Annotated in this window: 13 protein-coding genes and 1 other annotated feature; of the genes, 2 read left to right on the top strand and 11 right to left on the bottom strand. The window is 37.1% G+C overall.

Annotated features, from left to right (window positions below; genetic code table 11):
• Window positions 1–89: 89 nt before the first annotated feature.
• From PVA17_RS05315 to PVA17_RS05300, 3 genes are all read right to left on the bottom strand, one after another.
• Window positions 90–2,735, bottom strand: a complete 2,646-nt coding sequence (locus PVA17_RS05315; protein ID WP_274067102.1) for a valine--tRNA ligase — start codon at window positions 2,733–2,735, stop codon at window positions 90–92.
• Window positions 2,736–2,861: 126 nt separating this feature from the next.
• Window positions 2,862–3,139: a binding site (T-box leader), on the bottom strand.
• A gap of 268 nt (window positions 3,140–3,407) precedes the next feature.
• The gene (locus PVA17_RS05305; protein ID WP_274067101.1) at window positions 3,408–4,259 is read right to left on the bottom strand and encodes a valyl-tRNA synthetase; all 852 of its coding nucleotides are present in this window, start codon (window positions 4,257–4,259) and stop codon (window positions 3,408–3,410) included.
• Between the two features lie 485 nt (window positions 4,260–4,744).
• A complete protein-coding gene (locus PVA17_RS05300; RefSeq protein WP_132357001.1) occupies window positions 4,745–5,191 on the bottom strand; it encodes an SRPBCC family protein in 447 nt (148 codons plus the stop codon).
• 209 nt (window positions 5,192–5,400) lie between these two features.
• On the opposite strand from PVA17_RS05300, the gene PVA17_RS05295 reads away from it, so the two are divergent.
• Complete coding sequence (locus tag PVA17_RS05295; RefSeq protein ID WP_274067100.1) at window positions 5,401–5,628, top strand: hypothetical protein; 228 nt, start codon at window positions 5,401–5,403, stop codon at window positions 5,626–5,628.
• Window positions 5,629–5,682: 54 nt separating this feature from the next.
• On the opposite strand, the gene hemL is transcribed toward PVA17_RS05295, so the two are convergent.
• From hemL to PVA17_RS05260, 7 genes are all read right to left on the bottom strand, one after another.
• Entirely contained in the window at window positions 5,683–6,975 is a 1,293-nt protein-coding gene (gene hemL / locus PVA17_RS05290; RefSeq protein ID WP_132357002.1) for a glutamate-1-semialdehyde 2,1-aminomutase, read from the bottom strand.
• Window positions 6,976–7,956 carry a porphobilinogen synthase gene (gene hemB, locus PVA17_RS05285; protein ID WP_274067099.1) on the bottom strand — a complete coding sequence of 327 codons (981 nt, stop codon included), beginning with the start codon at window positions 7,954–7,956 and terminating at the stop codon, window positions 6,976–6,978.
• On the bottom strand, window positions 7,953–8,714 hold the full coding sequence (locus tag PVA17_RS05280) for a uroporphyrinogen-III synthase (RefSeq protein ID WP_274067098.1): 762 nt from the start codon (window positions 8,712–8,714) through the stop codon (window positions 7,953–7,955). Before PVA17_RS05280 ends, hemB begins: the two co-directional genes overlap by 4 nt.
• Window positions 8,704–9,636: a hydroxymethylbilane synthase gene (hemC, locus tag PVA17_RS05275; RefSeq protein WP_132357005.1), complete on the bottom strand. Its 933-nt coding sequence runs from the start codon at window positions 9,634–9,636 to the stop codon at window positions 8,704–8,706. The genes PVA17_RS05280 and hemC overlap by 11 nt, the downstream gene beginning before the upstream one ends.
• Window positions 9,637–9,654: 18 nt before the next feature.
• Complete coding sequence (gene ccsA, locus PVA17_RS05270) at window positions 9,655–10,482, bottom strand: cytochrome c biogenesis protein CcsA (protein ID WP_132357006.1); 828 nt, start codon at window positions 10,480–10,482, stop codon at window positions 9,655–9,657.
• A gap of 193 nt (window positions 10,483–10,675) precedes the next feature.
• Complete coding sequence (gene hemA / locus PVA17_RS05265; RefSeq protein WP_132357007.1) at window positions 10,676–12,040, bottom strand: glutamyl-tRNA reductase; 1,365 nt, start codon at window positions 12,038–12,040, stop codon at window positions 10,676–10,678.
• Window positions 12,041–12,662: 622 nt separating this feature from the next.
• Window positions 12,663–13,196: a hypothetical protein gene (locus tag PVA17_RS05260; RefSeq protein ID WP_274067097.1), complete on the bottom strand. Its 534-nt coding sequence runs from the start codon at window positions 13,194–13,196 to the stop codon at window positions 12,663–12,665.
• A 187-nt stretch (window positions 13,197–13,383) separates the two neighbouring features.
• Here PVA17_RS05260 and PVA17_RS05255 point away from each other — a divergent pair, with 187 nt between their 5' ends.
• On the top strand, window positions 13,384–14,253 hold the full coding sequence (locus PVA17_RS05255) for a GNAT family N-acetyltransferase (protein WP_274067096.1): 870 nt from the start codon (window positions 13,384–13,386) through the stop codon (window positions 14,251–14,253).
• Between the two features lie 151 nt (window positions 14,254–14,404).
• Here PVA17_RS05255 and PVA17_RS05250 read toward each other — a convergent pair whose 3' ends face one another.
• On the bottom strand, window positions 14,405–15,187 hold the full coding sequence (locus tag PVA17_RS05250; protein ID WP_132357009.1) for an MBL fold metallo-hydrolase: 783 nt from the start codon (window positions 15,185–15,187) through the stop codon (window positions 14,405–14,407).
• Window positions 15,188–15,238 lie beyond the last annotated feature (51 nt).

Below are 15,238 nucleotides of genomic sequence, written 5' to 3'. Positions count from 1 at the left end.
TTGTTGTGCACAAATAGTGCTCCCACATGATCAATCTTTTGTTGCATATAAAAAACAGCGGATGACTTTCGCCATCCGCTGTCTCAATCTTACATATTTTTCAGTTCTTCTAAACGTTTTAATACAACCGCATGTTTACTTTCATAATCGGCTAATTTTTCACGTTCTGCATTAACTAATGCTTCTGGTGCTTTGGACACGAATTTTTCATTCGATAACTTACCAGTTACAAGTTTGACTTCTTTTGCCCACTTCTCTAATTCTTTTTCAAGACGAGCAATCTCTTCTTCTAGATTAATAAGTCCAACAAGCGGTAGGAATAGTTCAGCTCCAGTAACTACTGCTGTCATCGATTGACCAGGAGCTTCTAAATTTTCTCCAATTGTTAGCGTTTCTGGATTACAGAATTTTTCTAAATAGGCTTTATTGGCTTCAAGTACTGTAGCCGTTGCAACATCCTTCGCTGAAATGTATAGCGGCACTTTTTTGCTCATAGGTGTATTTACTTCCGCACGAATATTACGTACTGAACGTATAATATCCATTAGGAGCTTCATATTGTCTGCTTCCTCAGCAAAATGAAGATCCATACGTACAGTTGGCCATGCTGCCACTGTGATTGATTCACCTTCATGAGGTAAGTGCTGCCAGATTTCTTCTGTAATGAATGGCATGAATGGATGTAATAGACGCATCGTTTGATCTAAAACGTAAGCTAAAATAGAACGAGTTGTTTTCTTAGCTGCTTCGTCTTCACCGTATAATGGTAACTTCGCCATTTCAATATACCAAGAACAGAAATCATCCCAAATAAAGTTATAAAGCTCGCGGCCAACTTCGCCAAATTCGTAGCGTTCCGCAAGAGATGTTACACGTTCAATTGTTTCATTTAAACGAGTTAGAATCCATTTATCGGCAACTGATTTTTCACCAGTTAAGTCGATTTCATCAAATGTCATACCTTCCATGTTCATTAAAGCAAAACGAGAGGCATTCCAAATTTTGTTAGAGAAGTTCCAAATGGCTTCTACTTTTTCAGTTGTATAGCGTAAATCCTGACCAGGTGAAGATCCAGTAGCTAAGAAGTAACGCAATGAATCGGCACCATATTGATCAATAACGTCCATAGGGTCTACACCATTGCCAAGTGATTTACTCATCTTACGTCCTTCACCATCACGTACTAAACCGTGAATTAAAACATCTTTGAATGGACGTTGACCTGTAAATTCAAGACCTTGGAAAATCATACGAGAAACCCAGAAGAAAATAATATCATAACCAGTTACAAGTGTGCTTGTTGGATAGTAACGTTTGTATTCTTCATTTGTCTCATCTGGCCAACCCATTGTAGAAAATGGCCATAGTGCTGACGAGAACCATGTATCTAAAACGTCTTCATCTTGTGTCCAATTTTCTGCATCTGCTGGTGCTTCTTTTCCTACGTAAATTTCACCTGTTTCATTGTGATACCAAGCTGGGATTTGGTGACCCCACCATAACTGACGAGAGATACACCAGTCACGAATGTTTTCCATCCAGCGAGAATATGTGTTTTCAAAACGAGATGGTACGAAGTTCACTTTTCCTTCTTCATCTTTTTGAAGAGCAAGTGAAGCATCTGCTAGTGGTTGCATTTTTACGAACCATTGTGCTGAAAGATACGGCTCTACAACAGCACCAGAACGTTCAGAGTGACCTACTGAATGTGTATGCTCTTCAATACGAATAAGCACGCCCGATTCTTGTAAATCAGCTACGATTTGCTTACGGCATTCAAAGCGATCCATACCGTTATACTTGCCAGCAAGCTCGTTCATTGTACCATCTTCATTCATAACAAGAATGCGTTCAAGGTTGTGACGATTACCAACCTCAAAGTCATTAGGATCATGTGCTGGTGTCATTTTTACAACACCAGTCCCAAATTCCATATCTACGTAGTCATCTGCTACGATAGGAATTTCACGGCCAACGATTGGTAAAATAACTGTTTTACCGATTAAGTGTTGATAGCGCTCATCTTTCGGGTGAACGGCTACCCCAGAGTCACCTAGCATTGTTTCAGGACGTGTAGTTGCAACTTCCACAAATCCTGACCCATCAGCTAATGGATATTTCATATGATAGAATGCACCTTGAACATCTTGATAAATAACTTCAATATCTGATAAGGCTGTTTTTGCAGCAGGGTCCCAGTTAATAATGCGTTCACCGCGATAAATTAAGCCTTTTTCATATAATTGAACGAAAACAGTTTTAACTGCATCGGAAAGACCTTGGTCTAGTGTGAAACGCTCACGAGAATAATCTAATGCAAGACCAAGCTTCGCCCATTGATCGCGAATATGCCCAGCATACTCTTCTTTCCATTCCCATGTTTTTTCTAGGAATTTTTCACGCCCTAAATCATAACGTGACATATTATCTTCACGTAGTTTGGCCTCTACTTTTGCCTGTGTTGCAATACCTGCATGGTCCATTCCTGGTAACCACAGTGCATCGTAACCTTGCATGCGCTTCATACGAATTAAAATATCTTGTAATGTTGTATCCCAAGCATGACCAAGATGTAATTTACCTGTTACATTCGGCGGTGGAATAACGATAGAATAAGGCTCCTTATTACTTGTAGGCTGCGCCTCAAAAAATTTCCCTTGTAACCACCATTCATAACGACCCGCTTCAATGGACTGTGGATCATATTTTGTAGGCATTGAAATGTTTTCTGTCATTTTGACTCCTCCTGTTGACTTAATAATTTTACCGGTGTGATATCGTACCAATTGTTCTGTTTTTATGTCTCAGCTAGAGGCACATATACCAGAAGATTGATGAAAATAAAAAAAACTCCTAACGTCTAAAAGGACGAAGGAGTTTAAATTCGCGGTACCACCTTTAATTCCAGCAGAGGTGAGTTAAGCTGCCACACATTTCATCAGAAAAAATGTACTACTCGCTTAAACCTTTTACTACTGGCTCTCAATTCGGTAACGGTGTTTAACCGGCTTTAACTACTGTTAGTTCACTAAAGCTGCTCAAGGGCTACATTCAATTAGGTACAAATAGAAACTTTTCAGCTACCGTTTCCTCTCTTAAAATGTACTAATAATTTACTCTTCCCTGTCATAGCATCTATATTCGACTTTTTCACATTGTACCGCAAAATCGTGCATTTTTTCAAGTGATTTAGTCATTTTTAGGAAGCACTACTAGAAAAGGAAGTGAAAATTCAAATGCGACGACGTAAGTATAATCCTTGGCTTTTACCACCATGGTTACGACAATTTCGTTTTTATTGCAAAACGATAATTGTACCAATTTGTGTTTTTCAGTTTATACGTGTCATCATCATTCCAACATCTGGAGATTTCATCATCTTATTGCTCCTGCTACTTCTATGCTATTTACTTTTGAATGAAGTCATTTGAAACACGAACCTTTAGCGGTGTATAATCTTCCGTTAAATCCCAAATCATCGATGGAACTTCATGCCAGGAGCTGGATTCACGGACTACAATATGACTTGAGGATTCCCTCAATATTGTTTTTTGCTCAGCTGGTGCAGTCTTTTCTTTTTTGTCTGAAGCTACTATTGCTTCAGACTTTTCCTTGTTAAATGTTACCGATTTTCCCTCTTGTTCTGATGTTGTTATAACTGTAGAGTTTTCTACTTGTGCCGTAGCCACTTCAGCTGCAGGTTTTTCTTCTTGTGTCGAAGCCATTACAGCTATAGTTTTTTCTTCTTGTGCCGAAGCAACAACAGCCGCAGGTTTTTCTTCTTGAATCGAAGCTACTACAGCTGCTGTTTCTTTTATAGGGGATCCCTTCTCTAATTGAGCTAAGGCATTGACAGTAACAGGCTGTTTTTCTAAAGCGAATGCTGGCTCAGGCTCATTAAAAATACTAGTAACCGTCCATTCGAGCTGACACATCTGATTCATCAATTTAGGTCGAACATCTTTTACCATTAAATCTTCAATAGATGCTTCCTTTGGTAAATCTACATTTAAAGGAACTGCATACTCAAAATAACCAGTATCCCCTTGAATATCGAGTGCATCAATTTGTACTAATTCTTCATCATCAAGGAAAGCTTTCATGTCTTGAAAATCAAAACGAACATGCGCTGTAATATGATAGATACCCATTAAACGTAGAGAATCTTCTAACTGCATCGTCTGCCACCGTGGCATAATTTGTACGTCTGCTATTTCTGTTGGACTGCCATAACCAGGAAAACAAAAAGTTTCACTCATATTCCAAGTTTTCTGTTCGATAATAATCCCTCCCCTTGCATCATATGAAGTTTCGAAGGATAGTATGCTATAGGATGATTAAGTAATTTCGTCTTGGACTAAAAATATAGCTGTTACTTTTTGTTTTCACGAAGATATACAATGCATTCGGATTTTGTATTGTTCCCAAGGGGAGCGCCCGGCCGTAATGGGAATCAGCCCCAATAATGAGCCTAAAAAAGGCATACTAGAACGTCTAGCATGCCTTTTTACTGTTTATTTCAATTATGTTATGCCTCGGCTATTCGTCTGGAATTTGCTTTTACAAGGCCGATTCCATGACAGTGCTTTGGGCTAACAAAAGTGTTTTGCGCGAAAGCGAAGCGTCAGCGGCAACAGCACTGAGGTTGGTCACTCAGGCGTTTTCACAGGATGTGAAGTTTTTAGCCTGAGTTCCCTATTTCAGCGAGCGTTTGAACATTCGCTGAAAGAAGTTAACAGTATTATTATACATTCACCAATTTAATTTTATTTGCTACACGGTCTGTTAACATTTGTGTTGCTTTAGGTACAATCGGCTTAAAGATTGGATTTAAAACCGGACCGGCTAATCCCCCTGCAGTTACTTCTAAGAAGCCTGTCATTTTTGTATTTTCTGCATCAATACTTTCTGCTAGGAAATAACCGTTTCCTGAAAAGTTATCAGAAAGTCCTTTTAATTCGAATGTTACTTTTGTAGGAGCTACCCATTCTAAAATAGTAATCTCTACTTGTACTGTTTTTTTCAGAACACCAACATTGCCTTTAAACGTCCAATTTGAATGTTTTTCATCAATCATTTCATGTGCATTATAACCTGGGACAAGCTTTGCCCATTTTTCCATATCACTGACGAAATCCCATACATTTTCAATTCCTACGGGTACTTCGACCATATGTGTGCCAGTGGCCATATCAATTCACTACTTTCTTTTACGAATAGCTATATTATATACGATTTCGCCCACAATTTGGCTATGCTGAAAGTTATAATTTTAATAAAAATTTTTTCAAACGGTAACGATCATACATTCATTGTCATTTAACGGGTAAAAATGGATCATCACCAAAAGCTGTGGATGATTTTTGTTAAAACATCTACTATGCAAATAAGTTGATTGGAGTGAGGGCTAGGCGACTCCTTGGGGATCAGCAGAAGCGACAGCTACAAATGTTTTCTGTAGCGAAAGCGAAGCGGCAGCTACAAATGTTTTCTGTAGCGAAAGCGAAGCGGCAGCTACAAATGTTTTCTGTAGCGAAAGCGAAGCGGCAGCTACAAAGCGCCCAGCCGGAACGGAAATCAACACTCGTTTTGATGATGACCCCGATAAAGACATATCGTATTACTTAAACAAAAAATAACATGCCAGAAAATATTTCTAGCATGCTATTTTGTAACTGTCTATTATCTTGCTAATTGTGCAAATACTTTATGGAAGGCATCAACTGTTTTTGCGATATGCTCCTCTGTATGTGCGGTAGAAATAAATAAACCTTCAAATTGAGATGGCGGTAAGAAGATACCTTCCTCTGCCATTAGACGGAAGTATTCAGCGAATAATTGCAAATCAGACGTTTTTGCTGATGCAAAATCTATAACATCTTCGTTCGTAAAGAAGAAACCTATCATTGAACCAGCTCGATTTACAGTATGCGGAATATTGTATTTCGTTGCTGCTTCACGGAAACCAGACTCTAATTGATCTCCTAGCTTTTTGAAGTATTCATAAGAGCTATTATCAAGGCGAGATAATGTTTCATAGCCTGCCGTCATTGCTAATGGATTCCCTGACAATGTTCCAGCTTGATAAATTGGACCAGCTGGTGCTACCTGCTCCATAATTTCCTTTTTCCCTGCAAATGCACCGACAGGAAGTCCACCGCCAATTACTTTCCCTAATGTTGTCATATCTGGTGTTACATCAAAATAACCTTGCGCACAGCCATAGTCAACACGGAAGCCTGTCATAACCTCATCAAAAATCAACAATGATCCATGTTCCTTTGTTAATTCACGTAAGCCTTGTAGGAAGCCTGGTAGTGGAGGTACAACACCCATATTCCCTGCGACTGGCTCAACAATCACTGCCGCAAGCTCTGAACCAAACTTTTCGAAAACTAGTTTTGCTCCTTCTAAATCATTGTACGCTACTGTTAACGTATTACGTGCAATATCCGCTGGGACACCTGGGCTATCAGGTAAGCCTAATGTAGCTACCCCTGAGCCTGCCTTAATTAGTAAGGAATCTCCATGACCATGATAAGAACCCTCAAATTTCAAAATTTTATCGCGTCCTGTAACACCACGAGCCACACGTAAAGCAGACATCGTAGCCTCTGTACCAGAAGACACGAAGCGAATCATTTCCATACCAGGAAGTCGATCTAACACTAATTTGGCTAATCGATTTTCTGTATAGCTAGGTGCTCCAAACGAAGAGCCTTTCGCTGCTGTTTCTGCAATTGCTTGTACAACTTCAGGATGTGAATGACCTAAAATAAGAGGTCCCCATGATAATACATAATCAATATATTCATTGCCGTCAATGTCTTTAATAATAGCACCGTGACCAGATTCCATGAAGATTGGATCCATATTTACGGATTTGAATGCACGTACTGGGCTACTAACACCACCAGGCATTAAGTTAATTGCTTCAGCATAAGCTTGTTTTGATTTTTCGTAAGAACGCGTCATTTATTTCTCCTCCAACCAACGTACAACATCTTTAGCATGATACGTAATGATTAAATCTGAGCCTGCACGTTTCATGCTAAGTAACGTTTCAAGCACTACTTTTTTCTCCTCAATCCAACCATTAATAGCCGCTGCTTTGATCATTGCATATTCACCAGAAACGTTATAGGCAACAATCGGTAATGTATAGTTATTTTTTACATCACGAATAATATCTAAATAACTTAGAGCTGGCTTAACAATTAAGAAATCTGCACCTTCTGCAATATCCGACTCTGCTTCACGAAATGCCTCTATACGATTCGATGGATCCATTTGGTATGATTTACGATCACCAAATTGAGGCGCACCATCAGCAGCTTCTCGGAACGGACCATAGTAGCTAGAAGCATATTTTACGGCATATGACATAATCGGAACATTTTCAAAGCCTGCTTCATCTAGACCTGCACGAATGGCGGCCACAAATCCATCCATCATATTAGAAGGGGCGATGATATCCGCACCGGCTTTTGCTTGTGATACTGCTGTACGTGCTAAAACATCTAATGAAGGATCATTTAAAATTTGATCGCCTTCAATTACGCCACAATGTCCGTGATCTGTAAATTCACATAAGCATGTATCTGCAATGATTAAAAGCTCTGGGTAGCGAGCTTTAATAAGTCGTGTTGCTTCTTGCACAATACCATGATCATGGAATGCACCAGTTCCAACTGCATCTTTTTCTGCAGGTAAGCCAAATAAAATAACCGCAGGGATACCTAAAGCAACAACTTCATCAATTTCAGCTTCAAGTTTATCTAATGAAAATTGAAAAACTCCAGGCATAGAAGATACTTCATTTTTAATGTTTTCGCCTTCAATAACAAAGATTGGATAAATTAAATCTTCTTTGTGTAAGTATGTTTCTTTTACCATTGATCGTATGGCAGCATTTGCACGCAAACGACGATGTCTTTGAAATTGTAATTTTGTCATTTTCTTTCTCCTACTTTCGTTATTTCCTCGATGACTGCTTGCATTGTATATACGCTCGGCATAACATCCACAATAGCACCGTGATTCAAAATAGCTGCTTCAGTAATATGACCGATTACAGCTACACGTACTGCCTCCCAACCAATTACCGAAGCTACATCCTTGGCGTAGACGTCAACAGCGGAAGGACTAGCAAAAATCACTGTGACATCGCTATTCGCGCGGATACATTCAATCAATAATTGCTTTTGGTCGTGTCGCTCAATCGTTTGATAAACTGTCCATTCCTTCAATTTAAAGGGCAACCCTTCCTTCAATGTCTTTTTCGCTTTTTCTCCACGAATAAATAGACATGTAGGATTGCTACCTGCTACACTAGGAAATTCTTGAACAAATACATCTGCACTAAATATAGTAGGCATAAAACTCACATGGAATCCTAGCTGTTCTAGGGCTGTAGTAGTTTTAGTACCAATTGAAGCAATTTTCCCTGGAAAATGCGCTGCATTTACGCTAAATCGGCGCATCTTACTAGCAAAAGCTTCTACAGCATTTTGACTCGTAAAAATGAGCCATTCAAATTGACGCGCTAACTCTAGTTGCATATCATCATTTCTATTGATCAGCTCGCAAGTTTCAATCAATGGGGCAATTACTGCTTGGCCACCTAAAGCTGTAATATCATCTATTATTGTTGTCGTTTTAGATGTACCTGTCAAAATAATAGTTTTACCTTCTAAAGGTAAATTATTTTGCATCTTGCTCTGCCTTTACTCGTTGAATTAAATCAAAAGCACCTTGCTTCGTTAAAATATCAGCAAGCTCTTTTCCAACTGCTTCCGCATCAGTGCCCACAACCGTTTCCTTATAAACAACTGAAGCATCTGGGGCAGCAACAAGTCCAGTTAATGTAATTTCTTCCCCATTAGACTTTGCGTATCCTGCGATAGGTACTTGACAGCCTCCATCCATAGCAGCTAGGAAAGCACGTTCTGCATGCGCTTCTTGCCATGTAATGCTATCTGTTAACTTACCTAATTCTGTTAATAGCTCCGTATCGTCTCCACGACATTCAATACCTAGAGAGCCCTGTGCTACTGCTGGTAGACAATCTTCAACAGGTAAAAACTCAGTAACTACATCATCGCTCCAGCCAAGGCGTTTTAGTCCAGCTGCTGCTAAAATAATAGCATCGTATTCATCCGTTTCAAGTTTAGCTAAACGTGTATCCACATTTCCACGAATCCATTTAATTTCTATATCCGGACGGACTGTTAAAAGTTGAGCACTACGACGAAGAGAGCTTGTCCCAACAACAGCTCCTGCTGGAAGATCGGCAAATTTCACATGTCCTTTTGAAATAAATGCATCACGCGCATCTTCACGTGGTGGAATACAGCCAATTACTAATCCTTCAGGCAGTACTGCAGGCATATCCTTCATAGAATGAACAGCAAAGTCAATTTCTTTGTCATAAAGTGCTTGTTCAATTTCTTTTACGAAAAGCCCTTTACCACCTACTTTAGATAGCTGCACATCTAAAATTTGATCACCTTTCGTCACAATTTCCTTCACTTCAAATTCAAATGGTACACCAGCAGCTTTTAACTCATTGATAAACCAATTTGTTTGAGTTAAAGCTAGCTTACTTCTCCTAGAACCTACAATAATTTTTCTCAACAGTCTCCAACCTCTCTTCTAATACCATAAATGGAATCGTGATAAACTACTTCCTAAAAAGAAGTTAACAACAACTAATAGGTAAGCGTATATATGTACCCACGCATAAGTTGTCCCTGTCAGCTTACTTTTACGATTCGCATACAATATAAAGCAATACAAAATTAAAATAATAAAGGACCCAATAATCTTCGCATCAAAAATTGAAAAACTTTCTAGCGTTAGTAGTGCCCATTCAAACCCTAAAACTAAACTTACAAAAAGCACTGGAATAGCAATGAAAAATGATACATTCATCCAGTTACTTGTCTGCTGTAGTGATGGTAACCTTGTCCATAAATGTGACCATTTTTTCTTTTTTAGCAAACGATATAATACTAAATACAATATCGCAAAAACAAATGTTAACGAAAACATTGCATACGATAATATTGCAAATGATATATGAATAAAAAGCAATTCCGAAATTAAAGTATCACTAACTACTCCTGTTGATCGTTTCGGCATAAAAGTAAAGATACTAGCGAATAAAAATCCTAGTATATTAATAATAAACACCGGTAGATCAACCCGTGCAATACAGTGCAAAATAATTGATAATGTCACGAGCAACCAGGAATAAAAGAGAATCCCTTCTGACAACGATAAAATCGGAAAACGCTTCGATTCCACAAAAGTTAATAATATAATGGCACTTTGAATTACCCATACGAATGAAACAAGCCAAAAAGCAATTCGCCTTGCTTTTATTTGCTTATAAAAGTAATCAGTAAAGTAACATACTAGACTGATCCCATACAAGACGATCATTACTTCATAGAGCCTTGTCATTGTCAAATCAGCCAATAGACATCCCTTCTTTATGTTGAGAGTGCTAAAGTAATGTACTTTAGCCTAGAAAAAAACGTTTTCGTATCCTTAGTTTACCATACAGATACGAAAACGCCTCATTTAATATCAGTAGAAAATCTCGTTCACGCGAAAAATTCGAAGGAACAACTAATAATTCTAAAGTTACACCCCGAACACATAGTTATCTTTAGAAAGAATACTTTGGTTCAGTGGAAGTTTGTGACGACTGTACGCGTTTTTTGCGTTCAAGCTCTTGTTCTGTCATCACAGTAACTTCAGCTTCCACAGCATCCTCAATACCGAAAATTTGTTGGAATAAACGTAACTGTTCATTTGCTTTTGGTGAATTTGCCATTTCCTTAGCTTGTAGAATTGGTTCTTTTAACAATTGATTAATAATAGATTTTGTATGCTTACTTAAAATTTTACGTTCTCGATCCGTTAAATCCGGCATTTTATTTTCGATACTAATCATTGTCTCTTCTTGAATATGATTCGCTTTTTTGCGTAAAGCCGAGATGACAGGGACAACGCCAAGAGTCGCAACCCAATCTTTAAATTGTACAACCTCTTTGCCAATCATTACAGATATATCAGCCGCAGCACGTTCACGTTCAGCTAAGTTTGCTTCGACGATGCCTTGTAAATCATCTATATCATATAAGAATACATTTGGTAAATCTCCAACACGTGGATCAATATCACGCGGAACTGCAATATCTACCATAAATAATGGTTTACCTTTACGCAAACGTTCAACAAATTGCATCAATTCATAGTCAATAACATAATCTGTTGCACCTGTAGACGTAATTAAAATATCCGCTTCTAATAACGAACATTGTAATTCCTTCATAGATTTTGCTTCACCGTCAAATTTAGCTGCTAGGCTTTCTGCTTTTTCGAACGTACGGTTAATAACGGTTACTTTTCCTACACCGCTACCGTAAAGGTTCTCAATAGCAAGTTCCCCCATTTTCCCTGCACCTAAAATTGCTACATGTTTCCGTTGTAAAGATCCGAATATTTTTTTCGCTAATTCCACTGCTGCATAAGAGACAGATACCGCGTTTTCACCGATAGCCGTTTCATTATGTGCACGCTTCGCAAATGTCACCGCTTGTTTAAATAGCTGATTGTATACCGTACCTGTTGTTCCAATCTCTTGTCCATTTAAGAAGCTTTTTCGTACTTGTCCTAAAATTTGAGTTTCGCCAAGTACCATCGAATCAATTCCAGCAGTCACTTTAAATAAATGTTCGATTGCCTCATCTTCTTCACGAATTGTTAAATACGAAGAAAATGTCTCCACAGGTATGTCGAACCAATTTGCTAAAAATTGTTTCACATAATGACGTCCGGTATGCAATTGATCAACTACTGCATATATTTCTGTGCGGTTACATGTCGAAACAATAACATTTTCTAATATACTTTTTTGCTTCTGCAGCGCTTCCATTGCCTGTGGTAGTTCACTCTCTATGAATGATAACTTTTCACGAATTTCAACTGGCGCCGTTTTATAATTCAAGCCTACTACGATGGTATGCATGAATAACACCTCTCACGTTCTAATTAACAAATCTCATTATAGCACAGTTCGACAAGAGTTCATCAATAATTTGTGAACATGTCATGAAGAACTGAAATTCGTTACCTACATTAGAATTATTATAAACTAAGTGTAACAAATTATACTTCCTGTTTCAAATTTAATGTTTTCCAGAACATTTCTTTAATAGCTCATTATCAAAACGTGTGGTTGATTTCCGTTGCGACTGGGCGCTTTATTGCTGTCGCTTCGCTTTTGCACAGAAAAAACATTTATTGCTGCCGCTTCGCTTTCGCACGAGCAAAGCTTCCTGGGTGCGTCCGATGAGCTGCAGGGTCTCGGGCCAACACGAGGTTGGTCACGAAGGCGTTATCACAGGATGTGATGGTTTTAGACTTCGTTCCTCTATCGCTGATCCCCAAGGAGTCGCCCAGTCTCCACTTCAATCAACTTACTTCACATGATATACGTTTTAAAATCCTAATAGAGTCGAACTACATTTGGACAGTTTAAATAAAATTTATTTTAAGATATAAAAAAATAACCTCTGTTTATCTTTAACAAGGCTATTTTTACTTTTCTATACTCTTGTTCTCGAGTCACATTAAAATTTTTGATCCATTTAATAATCAATAGAATTGGCTATGTCTACTAAAGTCTCAGGAGTTACTTTATTTGAAACTCGCTTATCTATACTTAGCATATACTGCAAATTGTCTCTCTCAAAAACGAGGACATTAAAACCTGAAATAGTCATATACGTGGCTACATTCCCATTTTTTAATTCAAAAGTATTCACTACATATTTCTCTCTTAGAGGCAATTTATACTTAAATGGACGAATATCAATTTTATAGTGATTTTCGGATAATTGGTCATTGATAAATTTCACTTCAAATGCGTCATTACCTTCATACTTTAAATCGGAGAATCGTCCAAAATGATGTGTAAAGCTTATAGGAGGTACTCTAAGTGGTAGCTTTAATTTTTTGTTAAAGTGTTGTTCAAAATCATCGATTGCTTCTTCCAGCGATTTATATCCTATTTCGGGATATATTTCTTCATAAGGACTCGGTTTATCATTGGCAGATACATGTAATGTAATTAAAAAAAATGTACAAAACGAAACTAAGAAAAAAGAAAAAGTTCTATTCATTTGTCTCCACCTTAAAATATCTTTAGGTGTAACATTCCCAAATTCATTAAATTTAACACAATACATATGTTTTAAAGGCTTTTGATCAATTATGAGTGAAATCTATGTTTATTATTTCATAAGAATTATAGTGAAGAAATTCCATTTATTGTATTATTGAGAAAAAGAGGAGTTAGGAGAGTGGACAATGTTTATTGAGTTAGCAAAGGTTAGTGATATTGAAGATATCGGGGGTTTCATTTCAAAGTTAAATAAAGAAAGAACTTCTCATAGTGGCTATGTTGGTTTTAACGTTAATGAAATTATTAATGATATAAATGAAAACTTTATTGTAGCGGATGATCATCTGTCATTTGTGATTATGCGTAACGAGCAAAATGAAATGATTGCAGCTTTTGGTTTAGATATAGATGAACATTCAGCAGAAGTCTGGGGGCCATATTCGGCAACAATTAATGTAACTGAATTAAAAAAATTATGGGATGTTCTCGTTCAAACATTTTTTAATATAAATACATTTTACTTTTTCATAAATAAATTAAATTTGATTCAACAAAAGTTTTTAGAAAGCTTAGGTGCAAAAAATACGGGCGAACACCTAATTTTAAAAATTTCAAAAAGCGATTTACCAATTTTACATGATAAGTTTTTAGTACCTTTTACATTAAATGATAGAGAACAATTTGCACAATTACATAATGAGGCTTTTCCAAATACATATTATGACGCACAAACCATTGTTTCTCGTAGAAGTAAGCATAACCAATTGTTAGTTTTAAAAAATGAAAATTCGGAGATACAAGGTTATGCTTATTTTGAAATAGATACAGTTTTTGAAGAAGCTAGTCTTGAATATATTGCGATTTCTCCAAAATTTCAAAATCAAGGTCTAGGGACAAAACTATTAAAAGAAGTTCTTCAGGAGATTTTTAACTATGAGAATATAAATGAGATCAGATTGTGTGTAATCAATAACAACTACAGAGCGAATCATGTATACTTTAAAGCAGGTTTCAACAAAGAGAATATACTAATTAGTTACACATTAAAGCATTGAAATGAATTGAACCAGATTTGGACAAGTATAAAAAATAGGCTTTGTTAAGTAATTTTTTAACAAGGCTTTTTTTACTTTCTTTATACTATTGTTCTCTTAAAACGAATATCGTTATAGGTAGCTATAATCCCATTTTTCGTTGAAGATAAAATTAAAACTGTACACTAAACCCTTTAAATTTATGAATCCCTGTTCCGAACTTTACTAGATCCTTTTCTTTAAGTTCCTTAACTGCGTTTATGAGTTCTTGTAGAATACTTGGTTCAAGACCTAATGTATTATGTGAACCATAAACTTTCGTGACATATGGGATCTTTGATATCTTTTCCCAGGAATCAATTAAATCAAGAGGGTTAGTCGAAGGATAATAAGCATAAATAGGTGTTTCATCATATAGTAAATCACCAGTAAACAAATATCCGTTTGTTTTGTCAAAAACACATATATGACCTGGAGAATGCCCAGGTGTATGATGAATAATTAATTGTCTATTTCCTATCTCAATCACATCACCATCCTGTAATAAGCCAGTTGGTGTTCCTTGATATGGTTTATACGTTTCTGGATTAAAGGTTTTTGGAGTTGGAATTGTTATATCTCTACTAATATCTGTTCTTATTTGTTCTATCGTCAATCCTGTAATACCATTCGTTAACCAATCTGAGTCAGCTTCATGAACATAAACATTTTCGAATTCTCCATGGCTTCCAATATGATCGACATGCACATGAGTTGTTAAAACATCAATCGGCAAATCAGTCAATTGATCCGTTATACGTTTAATATTATCAATTCCAAGACCAGTATCAATAAGAACTGCTTTTTCATTGCCGACTAATAGAAATGAATGCACCTTTTCCCAATGTCCATATTCACTAATTGCGAATGTTTTATTATCGATTTCCTGAACCGTAAACCACGAGTCCTTAACCAAATTAATCCCCCCAAAAATACGAGTATGAATTTCAATACTAGAAATGATCAC

This window comes from Lysinibacillus sp. CNPSo 3705, assembly GCF_028674935.1.
GTDB lineage: Bacteria > Bacillota > Bacilli > Bacillales_A > Planococcaceae > Lysinibacillus.
This window is presented reverse-complemented; position numbering and strand designations above follow the sequence as displayed.